This is a genomic window from Thalassolituus sp. LLYu03, assembly GCF_050507655.1.
Lineage (GTDB): Bacteria > Pseudomonadota > Gammaproteobacteria > Pseudomonadales > Oceanobacteraceae > Venatoribacter.
The window spans coordinates 3,870,771-3,885,864 of sequence record NZ_CP191496.1 but is presented as its reverse complement, the minus strand read 5'-3'; the positions used below and the strand labels follow the sequence as shown (position 1 = coordinate 3,885,864).

The 15,094-nt window shown below is 56.8% G+C and carries 13 protein-coding genes; 8 read left to right on the top strand and 5 right to left on the bottom strand.

Annotated elements, in window-relative coordinates:
* Positions 1-67 precede the first annotated feature (67 nt).
* A complete protein-coding gene (locus ACQUQU_RS17345) occupies positions 68-613 on the top strand; it encodes a cysteine hydrolase family protein (RefSeq protein ID WP_430460968.1) in 546 nt (181 codons plus the stop codon).
* Between the two features lie 178 nt (positions 614-791).
* Here ACQUQU_RS17345 and ACQUQU_RS17340 read toward each other — a convergent pair whose 3' ends face one another.
* Positions 792-2,450: a long-chain-fatty-acid--CoA ligase gene (locus ACQUQU_RS17340; protein ID WP_430460967.1), complete on the bottom strand. Its 1,659-nt coding sequence runs from the start codon at positions 2,448-2,450 to the stop codon at positions 792-794.
* Between the two features lie 197 nt (positions 2,451-2,647).
* Here ACQUQU_RS17340 and ACQUQU_RS17335 point away from each other — a divergent pair, with 197 nt between their 5' ends.
* Together ACQUQU_RS17335 and ACQUQU_RS17330 are read left to right on the top strand one after the other, a co-directional pair.
* Entirely contained in the window at positions 2,648-4,384 is a 1,737-nt protein-coding gene (locus tag ACQUQU_RS17335; protein WP_430460966.1) for a hypothetical protein, read from the top strand.
* Positions 4,385-4,658: 274 nt separating this feature from the next.
* Positions 4,659-5,390, top strand: a complete 732-nt coding sequence (locus ACQUQU_RS17330; protein WP_430460965.1) for a substrate-binding periplasmic protein — start codon at positions 4,659-4,661, stop codon at positions 5,388-5,390.
* A gap of 146 nt (positions 5,391-5,536) precedes the next feature.
* Here the strand turns inward: ACQUQU_RS17330 and ACQUQU_RS17325 are convergent, their stop codons facing one another.
* Together ACQUQU_RS17325 and ACQUQU_RS17320 are read right to left on the bottom strand one after the other, a co-directional pair.
* Positions 5,537-6,715 carry an acetyl-CoA C-acetyltransferase gene (locus tag ACQUQU_RS17325; protein WP_430460964.1) on the bottom strand — a complete coding sequence of 393 codons (1,179 nt, stop codon included), beginning with the start codon at positions 6,713-6,715 and terminating at the stop codon, positions 5,537-5,539.
* 254 nt (positions 6,716-6,969) lie between these two features.
* On the bottom strand, positions 6,970-7,482 hold the full coding sequence (locus tag ACQUQU_RS17320) for a MarR family winged helix-turn-helix transcriptional regulator (protein WP_430460963.1): 513 nt from the start codon (positions 7,480-7,482) through the stop codon (positions 6,970-6,972).
* Between the two features lie 325 nt (positions 7,483-7,807).
* On the opposite strand from ACQUQU_RS17320, the gene ectA reads away from it, so the two are divergent.
* The 4 genes from ectA to ACQUQU_RS17300 all read left to right on the top strand — a co-directional run bounded on the left by ectA (position 7,808) and on the right by ACQUQU_RS17300 (position 11,567).
* Positions 7,808-8,371, top strand: a complete 564-nt coding sequence (ectA, locus tag ACQUQU_RS17315) for a diaminobutyrate acetyltransferase (protein ID WP_430460962.1) — start codon at positions 7,808-7,810, stop codon at positions 8,369-8,371.
* Between the two features lie 6 nt (positions 8,372-8,377).
* The gene (ectB, locus tag ACQUQU_RS17310; RefSeq protein WP_430460961.1) at positions 8,378-9,646 is read left to right on the top strand and encodes a diaminobutyrate--2-oxoglutarate transaminase; all 1,269 of its coding nucleotides are present in this window, start codon (positions 8,378-8,380) and stop codon (positions 9,644-9,646) included.
* A 69-nt stretch (positions 9,647-9,715) separates the two neighbouring features.
* Positions 9,716-10,114: an ectoine synthase gene (locus ACQUQU_RS17305; protein ID WP_430460960.1), complete on the top strand. Its 399-nt coding sequence runs from the start codon at positions 9,716-9,718 to the stop codon at positions 10,112-10,114.
* Between the two features lie 10 nt (positions 10,115-10,124).
* The gene (locus ACQUQU_RS17300; protein WP_430460959.1) at positions 10,125-11,567 is read left to right on the top strand and encodes an aspartate kinase; all 1,443 of its coding nucleotides are present in this window, start codon (positions 10,125-10,127) and stop codon (positions 11,565-11,567) included.
* Positions 11,568-12,109: 542 nt separating this feature from the next.
* Here ACQUQU_RS17300 and ACQUQU_RS17295 read toward each other — a convergent pair.
* Together ACQUQU_RS17295 and ACQUQU_RS17290 are read right to left on the bottom strand one after the other, a co-directional pair.
* Complete coding sequence (locus ACQUQU_RS17295) at positions 12,110-12,400, bottom strand: DUF1330 domain-containing protein (RefSeq protein WP_430460958.1); 291 nt, start codon at positions 12,398-12,400, stop codon at positions 12,110-12,112.
* A 29-nt stretch (positions 12,401-12,429) separates the two neighbouring features.
* Entirely contained in the window at positions 12,430-13,038 is a 609-nt protein-coding gene (locus tag ACQUQU_RS17290) for a hypothetical protein (protein ID WP_430460957.1), read from the bottom strand.
* Between the two features lie 894 nt (positions 13,039-13,932).
* On the opposite strand from ACQUQU_RS17290, the gene ACQUQU_RS17285 reads away from it, so the two are divergent.
* The gene (locus ACQUQU_RS17285) at positions 13,933-14,835 is read left to right on the top strand and encodes a patatin-like phospholipase family protein (RefSeq protein ID WP_430460956.1); all 903 of its coding nucleotides are present in this window, start codon (positions 13,933-13,935) and stop codon (positions 14,833-14,835) included.
* Positions 14,836-15,094: the final 259 nt, after the last annotated feature.

The following is a 15,094-nucleotide window of genomic DNA, read 5'->3' as shown; positions in this document are numbered from 1 at the left end:
GAGCAGCTTACGTCAGGGTCGCTACAGTAGCCACCATTGCACAACCCGATCCCTGAAGGAGCCCGTTATGGCCACTGACCGCAGCACAACCGCCCTGATTCTGATTGATCCGCAGCTCGACTATTTTGCCGGTGGCCTGTATCCGCTGGCCAACAGCGATGCCCTGTTGCCGGTCTGGACGCAACTGATTGAGCACGCCCAACAACAGGGGATGCCGGTGATTTTTGTACAGCATCTGGTCCCGGCGGGCCCGCAGCCCGGCCCATTTTTTAACGCCGACAGTGAAGGCGCAGCCATTCACCCGGTATTGCGACGGGCCGCGCCGGACGCCCATGTGATCATCAAACACCACGCCGACAGTTTTGATGAAACCGCATTGCTCAGCCTGCTGAACCAACTGGGAAGTGACAGCCTGTGGCTGTGCGGCATGATGACGCAGAATTGCGTGACCCACACCGCGCTGTCGCCGCAGGCCGCTGGATTTTCAGTGACTGTGATTGGCGACGCCTGTACCACCCGCGAGCCGATGCTGCACCTGATTGCCCTGCGCGCACTCAGCCGGCGGGTTGCCGTTACCGATACGAATAATCTGCCCGAGGCGCCAGAAGCCTGAGCCTGAGCCTGGGAATAAACCACGACCACTCAAGCATTCATGACCAGCGATTAAAGCGGCTGAAGAACCATTTAAAATACCCAATAAAAAGCCCGCGCCTGATCCTTCAGGCGCGGGCTTTTTTTGGTGGGCTGATGTTAAAGTTTCTGTGTTTGAGCCGTTTTTTGACCTCAGGCCATCAGGCTTTATCAACCAGATAATCGATGTACTCGTCACGCAGGGTACGTTTCTGCAGTTTTCCGGTGGCGGTGTGCGGTAATTCCTGCACGAACAGAATATCGTCCGGCAGCCACCACTTCACCACGCGTTCTTCGAGGTAGGCGTAAATCTCTTCTTTGCTGAGGTTGGCGCCGTCCTGCTGCACAATAAACAGCAGCGGGCGTTCATCCCATTTTTTATGGCGCACGCCGATCACACAGGCTTCCATCACCTGCGGGTGACCAACCGCGGCGTTTTCCAGATCGATACTGGAAATCCATTCGCCGCCGGATTTCACCACGTCTTTGGCGCGGTCGACGATTTGCAGATAACTGTTTTCATCGATCACCGCGATATCGCCGGTGTCGAACCATTGATTACCTTCCGCGTCGATAAAGAAGGAATCCGGTTTTTCATTTTTGTAATAGGCGGTTAATACCCAGGGACCGCGCACACGCAGATAACCACGGGTTTTACCGTCGTGTGGCAGGCGCTCGTCGTTGTCGCCGAAGATTTCAATCTCAATACCGAACATCGGCTTACCGGCCGTGGTCTGCAGACGGTAGCGTTCGTCGTCGGACATTTTCTGCATGGCTTTGGTTGGCGCACCTAACGTGGCCAGCGGAGAGGTTTCGGTCATGCCCCAGATCGGCAGCAGATAGACGCCGTATTCTTTATCCAGACGCTCCACCAGCGACCGTGGCGATGCCGATCCGCCCACGCCAACGGTTTTTACCGAGTCCATGCGCTTGCCGGCTTTTTTCAGATAATCAATCAGCCCGAGCCACACGGTCGGTACGCCGAGCATTAAATCCACTTCCGCCAGCTCAATCAGTTCGTGCAGGCTCTGACCGTCCATACCGTCGCCCGGCAGCACCAGGGTCGCACCGCTCATCGGCGCTATGTACGGCATGCCCCAGGCACACACGTGGTACATAGGCACCACCGGCATCACCACCGAATCGGAGGACACGTTCAGGGCATCCGGATTGCGGCTGGCGTAGGCGTGCAGAACGGTTGAACCGTGGGAGTAAAGAACTCCTTTCGGATTACCTGTGGTGCCCGAGGTGTAACACAGGCCGGAGGCGGTATCCTGCGGGAAACGCGGCCAGCTGAATTCTTCTGGCTGGGTGGCCAGCAGTGCTTCGTAATTGATCGGGTTAGGCAGCGTGGTTGGCGGCATCTGCTCTTCGTCGATCATGAAAATAAAACCACGCACCGAGGTTAATTTATCGGCCACCGGTTCCAGCAGTTTGGCGAAGCACGCGTCCAGAAAGACGTAGCAGTCTTCGGCGTGATTGATGATGTATTCAATCTGTTCGGTGTACAGACGCGGGTTAACCGTGTGGCAAATCGCCCCGATACCTGAGATCGCGTAATAACACTCAAAATGGCGGTAACCGTTCCATGCCAGTGTCGCCACGCGGTCACCGGGTTTAACGCCGAGAAACTGCAGGGCATTGGCCAGACGCTTACTGCGCGCCAGCGCCGTGCGGTAATTGTAACGGTGGATATCGCCTTCCTGGCGACGGGAAATAATTTCACGCGCGCCGTGGTGGGCTGCGGCGTATTCCAGTAAATCGGAAATAATCAGGGGCTGGGTCATCATCTGGCCCGGCATCAGAGAGGTGGTGGTCATGGCGGCAGTCCGTGGCGATTAGTTTCCGTCAGAATAATCACCCCGCTGGCACTCTTCCATAGCCAATGGCCGTTTTCGTCCTCCTACTTTGGATGCAGCCAGAGAAAAGTACCAGAATTCAGAATAAAACACTGGCCAGCATAATTGTCAGGAATGTTAATATTGAGGCCTGTTTGAAGCATGCCAACGGAGGGCATATGCAACGCTTACTCACTGTATTTCTGGCTGCCGCATTAAGTGCGTGTGGCGGTTCCGGTAACTCAACCGGCGACGACAACTCCCCTGATTACAGCCCGGCCACCACCAGCATCAGCAGCCTGACGCTGGTCGACGCCGCCGGTCAGCCTCTGGCCAATGCCAGCGTCACCGTAAGTGAAGCTGTCACTGCGCAAGCCACTGACAATACCGGCAGCAAAACTACCTCACTGCCGGCTGGCTTTGTGTTGTCAGGCGCAGTGACTGCACAGGCCGACCAAACCTTATCCACCGACAGCAACGGTCATTTGCTGCTGAACGATCTGGCACCAGGCCGTTATATCCTGACCATTACCGTCAAAAGCGTCACCGTCACCACCACCGTAGTGATCGGCGATGACAACGCCAGCGACAGCACCACCATTGCCGCCCCTGTGGTGGTGAACGGCGATGAAGCCAGCTCGTTGCAGAACCCGAACGGCAGTTATTTCGCGATTTTCGCGTCGGTCAGTGGCGTGGTGTACGACGCCAAAGGTCCGCTGGCGGGCGCACAGGTGGAACTGTCGGGTGGTCTGGCCACCAACGGCGCGGTGGCGAAAGACATCACCGACGCCAACGGCCGCTACCTGCTGGTCATCAACGTCTCCCTGAGCAAGCTTGAAGCGCTGCGCAGTGCGACACTGAGCATCAGCAAAGCCGGTTACGTGACCAAAACCATTACCTTCGACAGCAGCAGCTCGCAGGCACTGGTCGGCGTGAACTACGGTCTGGTGGTCACTTCATCAGACAACAGCAATGGCAGCAGCGGCACTGTGCTGTACAGCGAAGATTTCGAGCAGCTGAGCAACGGCGCCGTCTGCGGCAGCTGGATCAGCGCAGACCTGCCCGACGAGCTTAACGGCGACCAGCCCGACAACCAGAGCGCGCAGGCCGTTGCCGAAAAAGATGACAGCACGCTGCTGAACTTATGGCACGCGCACCAGAGTGGTCTGAACCTCAGCAACCACGCTCTGGCGGCGGCCGATAATCTGGTGAAGCTGGCGCCCGATGACGGCTCCGCCGGACGTATTCCGGAACCGGCTGATCAGTTCGCGTGCTGGTATGGTCAGGGCAGCGGCGACAACGTCGGCACCGGTAATTTTATTGGTGAATTCGAAGGCACCAAAGGTGGTCTGGAACAGGATGGCGGCACCTCGGATTACCCGAACGGCGGCGCCATTGAATCGCCAGCACTGGACTTCTCGGCCCTTTCCGCGCCGCTCGCACTGACCTTCAGCACCTGGTGGGAAATCGAATCGGTGAATCCGAACAACAAGGGCTACGACCTGATGATCGTGCAGGCCAGCACCGACGGCGGCAGCAACTGGACCACGCTGGCACGCCTGAATCCTCTGGCCGATCCGGTGTCCGGCGAAATTAACCGCGCCCCCCTGCCCTACAGTAACCGCGGTTTTAACCGCGCACCGGCGTGGGCCATGCAGGAGCCGATCGATATTTCTGAACTGGCCGGCAGCGCTCAGGTAAAACTGCGTCTGGAATTCCGTACCGTCGATAACCTGTACAACGCCTTCCGTGGCTGGCTGGTTGACGATATTCAGGTGCTGGCACAGGCCGGTACTTTCCCGCGCTACGATGAAGATCAGTGGGGCGAAGGTGAGGAAAGCGACGACGATGCAGAGGCTTGCCTCGACGATCCGCAAACCTGTCTGGAGGCACTGCTGCCGGACCTGAAGCAGTAATAACCAGACCAGGCCAACGGCTACGTTATCAGCAAAGCTGCGGGCTTACAGTCACAGGTAAAAAGGGCGGAATTTCCGCCCTTTCTTTTTGGGCCTATTTACGCCGACCACGTTCCTGCTTACGGCTGAAAGACACCCAGCCGCTTGCCCGGCTCTGCACCATCACCCGATGATTTTGTGACTTCTGTGTCATTTTTCTTACACAGCCAGCGGCTAATTTGCTCAACAGGCCACCGTCCCCTATAGTTCGCGCGCATTGCCGGAGAGCGCCCCTATGAAGCCGTTGAAGTCCCTGTTTACCCGCCTGCTGTTCGCCATGTCATTCCCTCTGTCACTGGCCACCTCGCCGCTGGCAAACGCCTGTGAAATCCGCGTCGGCTGGGAAGACTGGGCGCCGTACATTTACCGTGAAAACGGCGAGCTGCAGGGCGCGGAATACGATTATCTGCTGCGCCTGTCGGACGCGGTGGGCTGTGAATTTATCTTCGTCGATCTGCCCTGGATCCGCGCGCTGGAACAGCTGGAGAAAGGCAATATCGACTTACTGTATGGCGCCAGCTTCTCCAGCGAACGCCACGCCTTCGCCAATTTCAGCGTGCCGTACCGCTACGAAGAAATGGTGCTGATCACAGCGCAGGATCAGGCGCCCAGCGATTCACTGAGCTGGTTGCGCACTCAGCGCGTGGGGCTGATCCGCGGCTTCCAGTACCCGGAAGCGATTGAGAAAACCCTGAGCCATCTGGGTGGCGGGCGCGAACAGTACGTGGCGTCTGATGATCAGCTGCTGCATATGATGGAAGCCGGCAACCGCATCGACGGCTATATCGTGGAACGCGTGGTGGCCGAGCTGCACGTGGCGCAGGCGCACAAACCCCTGACCATCACCGACATTCCGGGTGCGCAGCGCGAGCCTATGTATTTCATGCTGAACCCGAAACTGGGCAAAGATATTCTGACCGACATAAACGCCGCGATTGATACCCTGAGCTATCACAACGTCGACTGAGAACGGGTGAGAATGAACGCCCGGCCAGCGGATACCCTGAGTTACCACAACGTCGACTGATTTTTAAAAAGATCAGAAATAAAAAAGCAGCCCGAAGGCTGCTTTTTTATTGGCGTTTTTCAGCGGCGCTTTTTAAGGCGTGCGCATTAACGCTCGATGGCCAGAGACACGCCCATACCACCGCCGATGCACAGGGTCGCCAGACCTTTTTTCGCATCGCGACGGATCATTTCGTGCAGCAGGGATACCAGAATACGGCAACCGGACGCACCGATCGGGTGACCCAGCGCGATGGCGCCGCCGTTCACGTTCACTTTTTCAGCATCCCATTCCAGACCTTTGTTCACCGACAGCGCCTGCACAGCGAAGGCTTCGTTGGCTTCGACCAGATCCAGATCGCCGACGTTCCAACCGGCTTTCTGCAGACACTTTTTGGTCGCCGGAACCGGGCCGGTACCCATGATTTTCGGATCCACACCGGCGTTGGCGTAAGCCTTGATGGTGGCCAGAATCGGCAGACCCAGAGCTTCGGCTTTTTCGCGGCTGGCCAGCATCACAGCGGCAGCGCCGTCGTTCAGGGACGAGGCGTTACCGGCGGTTACTGTGCCATCTTTTTTGAAGGCCGGACGCATAGCAGCCAGTTTGTCGGCGGTGGTGCCGGCGCGTGGGTTTTCGTCGGTATCGAATACCACAGGGTCGCCTTTGCGCTGCGGAATAGAAACCGGGGTAATTTCGTCTTTGAATTTACCGCCTTCGATGGCCGCCACGGCTTTCTGCTGGGAAGCCGCTGCGAACGCGTCCTGCTCTTCGCGGGAAATACCGTAGGCTTCGGCGATGTTCTCAGCGGTGATGCCCATGTGGAAATCGTTGAACGCATCCCACAGGCCGTCGACGATCATGGTATCGACCATGTTCCACGGGCCCATGCGCTGACCATTGCGGGAATTTGGCAGGGCGTGCGGGGCGTTGGACATGGATTCCTGACCGCCGGCAATCATCAGGTCGGCGTCGCCGCATTTGATCGCCTGCGCCGCCAGATGCAGGGCTTTCAGACCAGAACCACAGACCTTGTTGATGGTCATGGCCGGGGTAGTGTCGGGCAGACCGGCTTTGATCGCCGCCTGACGCGCCGGGTTCTGACCACAGGCTGCGGTCAGTACCTGACCCATCAGCACTTCGTTTACCTCAGCCGGGTTCACACCGGTTTTTTCCAGCAACGCGCGGATCACAGTGGCGCCCAGGTCTACAGCCTGCACACCGGCCAGCGAGCCACCGAAAGTACCAATCGCGGTACGGGTTGCCGCAACAATCACTACGTCGGTCATGAGGGAATCTCCATCAGGGTTTTAAATGCTCCAACCTGCCTTTGAGTATCACAGCGCCTGTGACCGTAATATGACCTTTACAGCCCAACTCAGCCGAAAGACTGGCGCTTGTCCGCTTTGTCGCTGTATCTGTGCGGATGCTCAGGCAGGCTCAGGGGGCGGCGATTATAACGCAACCGCTCAGCAGATCTGCCCGTCAATTGGTGTAACTACTGTGCACAACAGGAAAGAGCCGCCGCGGCGGTGGCGACGGCTCAGGCCGGCTGTACCGGCTCGACCGTGTCAGCCGACGTGGCATGCGGGTCCAGCGGGCCGACATGCAGAAAAGGCGACGCATCAATGTGCTGGGCGTCCATCATAAAAGCCACCCGCTCCAGCGCGCTGAGAATCATGGTCTGCTCCCAGTCGGGCAGCGCCTGAAATGCGCTGACAAAACTTTCCTGCAGCGGCTTGGGGGCTGTGGCCAGCACGTCGCCGGCCGCTGGCGTGAGGTGCACAAACACTTTGCGCTTATCCGTGCTGCCGCGCTGACGCTCAATAAAACCACGCTTTTCCAGCCGGTCGAGAATGGTGGTCACGGTCGCCTGCGACAGACTCACGCCCTGAGCGATTTCGCCGGCGGTGAGTTCGGTGCGCTGCTTCAGCAGCTGCAGAATCAGCAACTGCGGCGCGGTCAGGCCAGCCACCTTGCTCAGCTGGCGCGAGTGCAGATCGGTGGCGCGGATGATACGGCGCAGCGCCACCAGTACTTCTTCATAACGGTCCATAACAACAACCTCTGTGTTCTGTGGCGCAGTTTACCACCGACCAATTACTTAGACTCATAACTAAATTCGATCGGTCGTTCTGTCCACAATCGTCCATTTAGTTCCGATCCTAAAGGCTATTGCCGCAGTAAACCCCCATAAAACCTGCAGGACCAAGTCATTATAGAGAAACAATGGCGAAACAAAAACGTAAAATACTTAGAGTTGTAAATATGACAAAGTGGCCCTATAGTATTTAGGACTCTAAACAATACAGGCGCCGTAACGGCTGATTACGTGGGTTTTCACCCCCTCCAGACCCGGTACGCGGCCTCTGCACAAGGGCATGACTGCACACACAAACACCGCATTAGTTACACCTCAAAACGAATTTACCTTCCGCTCACCCAACAGCCGCGATGGCGCCCGGGTTCATCAGCTCATCAGCCAGTGTCCGCCACTGGATACCAACTCGCTGTACTGCAACCTGCTGCAGTGCCTGCACTTTGCTGACACCAGTCTGATCGCCGAAGACAACGGCCTGCTGGCCGGCTTTATCTCCGGCTACCGCCTGCCGCAACAACCGGACACCTTGTTTGTCTGGCAGGTGGCGGTCAGCGAACAGGCGCGCGGCAAGGGTCTGGCCAGCCGCATGCTGCTGGAACTGCTGCGCCGCCAGCACGGGGCCGTAAAGCATCTGCACACCACCATCACCCTGAACAACAACGCCTCGTGGCAGACCTTCCGCCGCCTGGCCGCCAGCCTGAATGCACCGCTGAACTCGCAGGAGCTGTTCAGCCGCGAGCAACACTTTGCCGGCGCCCACGATGCCGAGCATCTGGTGCATATCGGCCCCTTCAAACTGCCGCACAGCGGCACCTCAATTCGTCCACTCACGACTCAGGAGTAAAACATCATGGATATCTATCAACAGCTTGAATCCAATGTCCGCGGTTATTGCCGTTCTTTCCCGGTGACCTTTTCCCGGGCGCGCAATGCCACACTCACTGACAGCGAAGGCAACGACTACATCGATTTCCTCGGCGGCGCCGGCACCCTGAATTACGGCCACAACAACCCGCATTTCAAACAGGCCCTGCTTGATTACATCGCCTCCGACAGCATTACCCACGGCCTCGATATGCACACCGAAGCCAAGACCGCGTTTCTGGAAAGCTTTAACGAGCGCATCCTCAAGCCACGTAGCATGGACGGCTACAAGGTGCAGTTCACCGGCCCGACCGGCACCAACGCGGTCGAAGCGGCGCTGAAACTGGCGCGCAAAAATACCGGCCGCCAGACCGTGGTGTCGTTCACCAACGGCTTTCACGGCGTGACTCAGGGCTCGGCCGCCGTGACCGCCAACGGCTATTACAAAGACGCCATCGGCATGGCACTGCCGGGCGTGCACTTTATGCCGTACGACGGGTATCTGGGCGACTTCAACACCCTGCACTATTTTGAGAAAGCGCTGGAAGACAAATCCTCTGGTCTGGGCCACCCCGCGGCGGTGATTGTGGAATGCATTCAGGGCGAAGGCGGTTTAAATGCCGCGCGCGAAGCCTGGCTGCTGGGCCTGCAGGCGCTGTGCAAACGCTACGACATGCTGCTGATCGTCGACGATATTCAGGCCGGCTGTGGCCGCAGCGGTACTTTCTTCAGTTTTGAAGGCACCGGCATCGAGCCCGACATCATTACCCTGTCGAAATCCCTCAGCGGTTACGGCCTGCCGATGGCCATTGTGCTGCTGAAAGAAGAACTGGATACCTGGAAGCCGGGCGAACACAACGGTACTTTTCGTGGCAACAACCACGCCTTCGTCACCGCCCGCGCCGCACTGGAAACCTACTGGGCCGACGACGCCTTCAGCACCAGCGTAAAGAAAAAAGCCCAGCTGATCCGCTCCCGCCTGAAAGAAATTCAGGCCCATTTCGGTGGTCAGCTGAAACACAAGGGCCGCGGCATCATGCAGGGTCTGGAATGCGCCGACGGCAAAGTGGCCGAGCGCATCACCCAGCTGGCGTTCAAACGTGGCCTGATCATCGAGACCAGCGGCTCTGACGGTCAGGTGGTGAAGATCCTCACCCCGCTCACCATTGAAGAAAGCACCCTGAAGCAGGGCCTCAGCATTCTCGAAACCTGCGTCGGCGACGTGATGGCCGAGCAGATTTCCAAAGCCTCCTGAGGCTTTTCCGTCCGTTTTTTACTCAATCACGACCCTTTCCTGTCACGGAGAGGGTCCGGAGACCAGCAAATGATTGTCCGTACACTCAAAGACTGTGAGAATTCGCCCCGCAACATAGACGGTGGCAACTGGAAGAGCGTGCGTATGCTGCTCAGAGAAGACAACATGGGCTTCTCGTTCCACATCACCACCATCTTCGCCAACACAGAAACCCCCATCTGGTATCAGAACCACCTTGAATCTGTGTACTGCATCAGTGGCGAAGGCGAAATTGAGACCGTGGCCGACGGCAAGGTATACCCGATTCAACCCGGCACCCTGTATGTCCTCGACAAGCACGACCAGCACCTGCTGCGCGGCTTCAGCGACATGCAGATGGCGTGCGTGTTCAATCCACCCTTAATCGGCAACGAACAACACAACCAAGACGGCGCTTACGAACTCAGCGCCGAACCCGTAACGGGTTAAGGAATCTTGCATGAGCCATACGGTAGAAAAAATCGGCGGCACCTCCATGAGCCGCTGGCAGGACGTGCTGAGCAACATCTGGCTGCGCCCACAGACAAGCGCCGATGGCCAGACGAGCCTGTACAACCGCGCCTTTGTGGTATCGGCCTACGCCGGTATCACCAACGGCCTGCTGGAACACAAAAAGACCGGTGAAGCCGGTGTGTACGCCCTGTTTGCCGGCTCGTCCGACAAAACCCCGTGGGCGGAAAAACTGCACGCCGTAGAACACCACATGCTGACCATCAACGCCGACATGTTCGGCAGTGACGACGTCAGCCGCCGCCGCGCCGACCAGTTCCTGCAGGAACGCATCGCCGACGCCGAACACTGCCTCAAGCACCTCGAAGCCGTGTGCTCCTTCGGTCACTTCCAGCTCGACGACCACCTGCACACCGTACGCGAAATGCTGAGCGCCATCGGCGAAGCCCACAGCGCCTTCAACTCGGTACAGCTGCTGAAAAGCCACGGCGTGAATGCACGCTTCGTTGACCTCACCAACTGGCGCTCCGACAGCCAGATGAGCCTCGACGAACACATCGCCCACGCCTTTGCCGACGTCGACTTCGCCAACGAAATGCCGATCGTCACCGGTTACACCCAGTGCCGCGAAGGCCTGATGCGCACCTTCGACCGTGGCTACAGCGAAATGACCTTCAGCAAAATCGCCACCATCACCAACGCGCGTGAAGCGGTGATTCACAAGGAATACCACCTGAGCACCGCCGACCCTATGCTGGTTGGCGCCGACAACGTGCACCCGATTGGCCAGACCAACTTCGACGTGGCCGACCAGCTGGCTAACCTTGGGATGGAAGCCATTCACCCGCGTGCCGCCGCCGGTCTGCGTAAGCAAAACATTCTGCTGCGCGTGAAAAACACCTTCGAACCGGAACACTCCGGCACCGTGATTCACAACGACTACGTCAGTGACACACCGAAAGTGGAAATCATCGCCGGTACCCGCAACGTGTGGGCCATCGAAGTGTTCGACCAGGACATGGTCGGCGACGCCGGCTACGGCCAGCGCATGAACGACCTGGTGTTCGACGCCGGCGTGCGCGTGCTGACCAAAGACTTCAACGCCAACACCGTGACCTTCTACCTGCACGGCCACAAGCGCACCATCAACCTGCTGATGGAGCGTCTGCGTCAGGCGTATCCGCAGGCGGATATCCGCAGCGAAAAACTGGCCATGGTGTGCGCGCTGGGCTCCGACATGAAAGTACCGGGCCTGCTGCACAAAGCGGCCGGCGCCCTGTCGTCTGTGGGTGTGAATATTCTGGCGGTGCATCAGGCGATGCGTCAGGTGGACATGATGTTCCTGGTCAGCGATGCGGATTACAGCGTGGCGGTTCAGGCGCTGCATAAGCAGTTGATTGAAACATCGGAACAGTGGAAAGAAGTGGGCTGATTATTGGGCTTGCGGCTGAAGCTGAACGGATGAAAAGCGCGCCTTAGGGCGCGTTTTTTTATTACTCGTTCCCACGCTCTGCGTGGAAATGCGACTGGTAATGCTCGCGGCGTTTTGGGCCTGCGGCCCGGGGCTTTTGTAAGGAGAAGTCTCTCCTTACGATCCTCTCTTGCGGCGCTGCACCTTATTTCCGCTTCTCTTGTGATTTGCTTCCGGCACGCGCACACACGACATCCCTGTCCTGGGTCCGCTTGCCCGGCATCCATGCCGGTCATCCGGGCAAATCACCGCGATAACCGGCGGTGCAGCAAGCCGCGGGAAACATCAGGGACGCGAAGCCAACGTAAATTAATTAAGCGTGCAATCGCCTAGATATCGCCCGTGCTCGCTGAATTAGTGTGAAGTAGCGAGCGCGACACTAGTATGGGTGTCTTATTAGCTAGCAAAATAACTCCGCAAGCAGGGGCTAAGTTTTCAACATCCCTCTTGCCTTGCTTTGTTATGATTTAGCAATGAAATGCATAAAGAACCGACTGCCATTTCTATGCCACACATTCAACACTAATAATTTCAAATTCAGCCGCACCATTTCGCAAATTTATTGCCTCTTGATACTCTGCCGAGCTGTAGAACGCTTGAGCTTCCTCAGCACAGGGAAACTCAATGATTATGATTCGGCGATTCTCAGCAGGACCTTCAAATGTTTTAACATCGCCACCACGGGCTAAGATCTTACCGCTGTATTTGCTGATAATTCCGGGAGCCACTTCTTGGTAAGCCCTAAGCTTTTCCCGATCTTTTATCGTCACTCTCATTACTACCAATGATTTCATTCGTTTCCTTCCCTAGGTGCCATAACGCATCAAGAATCAGCTCTACCCGCAGCGCCTGAATTGCTTGCCTTGTTAATCATCTCATATTCCACATCAGATACTTCAATACCCGAACCGAATGCATACTCTCCAAGTCCTGCTGCATAGTTCATCTTATTTATAATTGCCTGGACACTTGTCAGACATTTCTTGACCGTCGGTAGCGTAGTAAAATTTTCCCACTCTGACTTGAGGATATAGGACATATCATCAGGAGATCTCTTTACAGGCTTCGCCAGTTCTAGAACATGAGTTTCTCCATGAGCCATCATATCTCGGTATTTAAATAGGCTCTTTAGTATCTGACAATCACCACAACCGAAATCGGGATTCGCAATTTTTAGATGCTCACACAGATGAACGTACTTACCCAAAACTGATAACCTATCTTCCTTCTTCCAAAGCGAATAATGCTTTATACCAAGATGATTCATATAAGCTTCAAATGAGAAAGCGCAGAGAATCAGCGAACTTATAAGACAGTAATAACTACCTTCAATTCCGTTCGAAGCTTTCTCCAACATAGAATCAGCCCCATGCATTAACTCCGCAAAGGTCTTAACTTCTCGACTACTTTCTTTGAGTATTTCATTTTTCATAATTTATTAACAGTTTTCTTGATACGCACGCTCGATTCACCGTCAACATCAACCAGTTACCCTATTCGCTAATGGGATGATTTGAATGATCTTTTCGTACTAACTTGTAAAAACGTTCACGATAAACGTGCATACGCGCTTTGCTGCTTGAGCCGTGCACATTCATTCGGGGAGAGGATGAGTAAGACGCTGAGTTTGCTCAGCTTTTGAATCCGGTCCCTGGATTAACGTGCGTAGTACAAATAGCAAAGCGTGGGCGCCTTGCGTTTCCATACCCTGATACTGCCACCATTGAGTTTTTAGTCAATGACCTGAGCCGCCGAATTGGTGCGCATTGCGCAACCTACGTTGTGCTTCGGCCTGACAACTCCGCGTCACCAAGGGTTTTCGCGGCTTACTGCTCCGCCGGTTATCGCAGTGATTTGCCCGGATGGACAGCCCGCTTTCCGCCAATCAATACCGTAGCCATTTCAAGCACAACTCCGCGTCCCTGAGGGTTTTCCCGCGGCTTGCGGCACCGCCGGTTATCGTAGTGATTTGCCCGGATGGCCGGCATGGATGCCGGGCAAGCGGACCCACGACAGGGATGTCGTGTGTGCGCGTGCCGGATGCAAATCACAAGAGAAGCGGAAACAAGGTGCAGCGCCGCAAGAGGGGATCAAAAGGGGATACCTCCACTTTTAAAACCCGGGCCGACAGGCCCAACCTGCACAACCAAGGCCTGCAGACCCAATGCATCCCCATTGTCACCTCTGACCACCCACCCTTCCCCCAAACAGCCTGTTCCATTCCTGAGCGTTTTACGCTGACTATCAGAGGCATAGACTATTTCCATTTCCCGCAGGACGCGGGAGCGAACGACAATCAGCGCAACCTCAACAGGCAGGAGGCCCTATGACTCCAACGATTTCTACTCTGGGTCCAGCCACCAGTGCTCTGGTGGTCGAAGGCGGTGCCATGCGCGGTATTTTTGCCGCCGGTGTGCTCGACCAGTTTATGCAGGCGGAATATTACCCCTTCGATTTCGCCATGGGCGTGTCGGCCGGGGCAACCAATCTGGCGTCGTACGTCACGCGTCAGCAGGGGCGCAGCCATAAAATTATTACCGAGTATGCCACCCAGCGGGATTTCTTTAATCCGCTGCGCGCCATTCGCGGTGGTGACCTGACCGACGTCGACTGGCTGTGGAATTATGCCCACGACCAGTTACCGCTGAAGACCCAGCTGCTGAGTTCGTCGCTGCCCTTTTATGCCGTGGTCAGCCGCGTGCGTGACGGCGAGCCGCGTTACCTGCGCGTCACACCGAATAACGTGCACGCCCTGATGGTCGCCAGCTGCGCCCTGCCGTTTGCCTTCCGCAAACCTGTGGTGATTGAAGACGTGCGCTACGTCGATGGCGGCGTGTCCGATTCCATTCCGGTACGCAAAGCCTGGGAAATGGGGGCGCGCGACATCACCGTGGTGCTGTCACGGCCGTGGGGTTACCACAAAAAAGAAGCGCCGGCGGCTGAAGAATTAACGCTGGCCCAGCGCATGATGCAGCGCGCGGTCAAACGCATGTTCGGCGACGACGCCGGCATCTGGCAGACCATGCACGACCGCGCCGCCGACTATAACCGCGCGCTGGAATTTATTGAAAACCCACAATTGGGTTGCCGTATTAACGTCATAGCCCCACCCGACGACTTCGCCGTCAGCCGCCTGACCATGAACGATGGCAAGCTACAGGCGGGCTATGAGATGGGGGTTGTGGCGGCGGAACAATTTCTGAAGCAGGGTGCTGTGCAGGCGGCGTGATCAGCACGGTCAGAATCTCGGTCTATTGTGCCTGATCATTCGCAGTGGCGCGAAAGCAGGGATACTTAATCGCTTGAACTTTGCATAGACCCATCAGAGCATTTCGTAGCATCGCCTTTGCGTCACCAAGGCTTTTCCCGCGGCTTCATCCGTCGCCGTGGAATGAGGCGGCCAGTCAGGATTGAGGGCATGGATGCCCGAGAAGCGTCGGGGCGGAGGGACCCGCCTCTACGCGTGCCTGAAAGTGGCAACGAATGGA

Excerpts from the sequence above, each read along its gene's own strand:
- ACQUQU_RS17285 (WP_430460956.1), top strand. The coding sequence starts at position 13,933 with ATGACTCCAACGATTTCTACTCTGGGTCCAGCCACCAGTGCTCTGGTG.
- ACQUQU_RS17290 (WP_430460957.1), bottom strand. The coding sequence starts at position 13,038 with ATGAAAAATGAAATACTCAAAGAAAGTAGTCGAGAAGTTAAGACCTTT.
- ACQUQU_RS17320 (WP_430460963.1), bottom strand. The coding sequence starts at position 7,482 with ATGGACCGTTATGAAGAAGTACTGGTGGCGCTGCGCCGTATCATCCGC.
- ectA (WP_430460962.1), top strand. The coding sequence starts at position 7,808 with ATGACTGCACACACAAACACCGCATTAGTTACACCTCAAAACGAATTT.
- ACQUQU_RS17305 (WP_430460960.1), top strand. The coding sequence starts at position 9,716 with ATGATTGTCCGTACACTCAAAGACTGTGAGAATTCGCCCCGCAACATA.
- ACQUQU_RS17335 (WP_430460966.1), top strand. The coding sequence starts at position 2,648 with ATGCAACGCTTACTCACTGTATTTCTGGCTGCCGCATTAAGTGCGTGT.
- ACQUQU_RS17345 (WP_430460968.1), top strand. The coding sequence starts at position 68 with ATGGCCACTGACCGCAGCACAACCGCCCTGATTCTGATTGATCCGCAG.
- ACQUQU_RS17295 (WP_430460958.1), bottom strand. The coding sequence starts at position 12,400 with ATGAAATCATTGGTAGTAATGAGAGTGACGATAAAAGATCGGGAAAAG.
- ectB (WP_430460961.1), top strand. The coding sequence starts at position 8,378 with ATGGATATCTATCAACAGCTTGAATCCAATGTCCGCGGTTATTGCCGT.
- ACQUQU_RS17325 (WP_430460964.1), bottom strand. The coding sequence starts at position 6,715 with ATGACCGACGTAGTGATTGTTGCGGCAACCCGTACCGCGATTGGTACT.
- ACQUQU_RS17340 (WP_430460967.1), bottom strand. The coding sequence starts at position 2,450 with ATGACCACCACCTCTCTGATGCCGGGCCAGATGATGACCCAGCCCCTG.
- ACQUQU_RS17330 (WP_430460965.1), top strand. The coding sequence starts at position 4,659 with ATGAAGCCGTTGAAGTCCCTGTTTACCCGCCTGCTGTTCGCCATGTCA.
- ACQUQU_RS17300 (WP_430460959.1), top strand. The coding sequence starts at position 10,125 with ATGAGCCATACGGTAGAAAAAATCGGCGGCACCTCCATGAGCCGCTGG.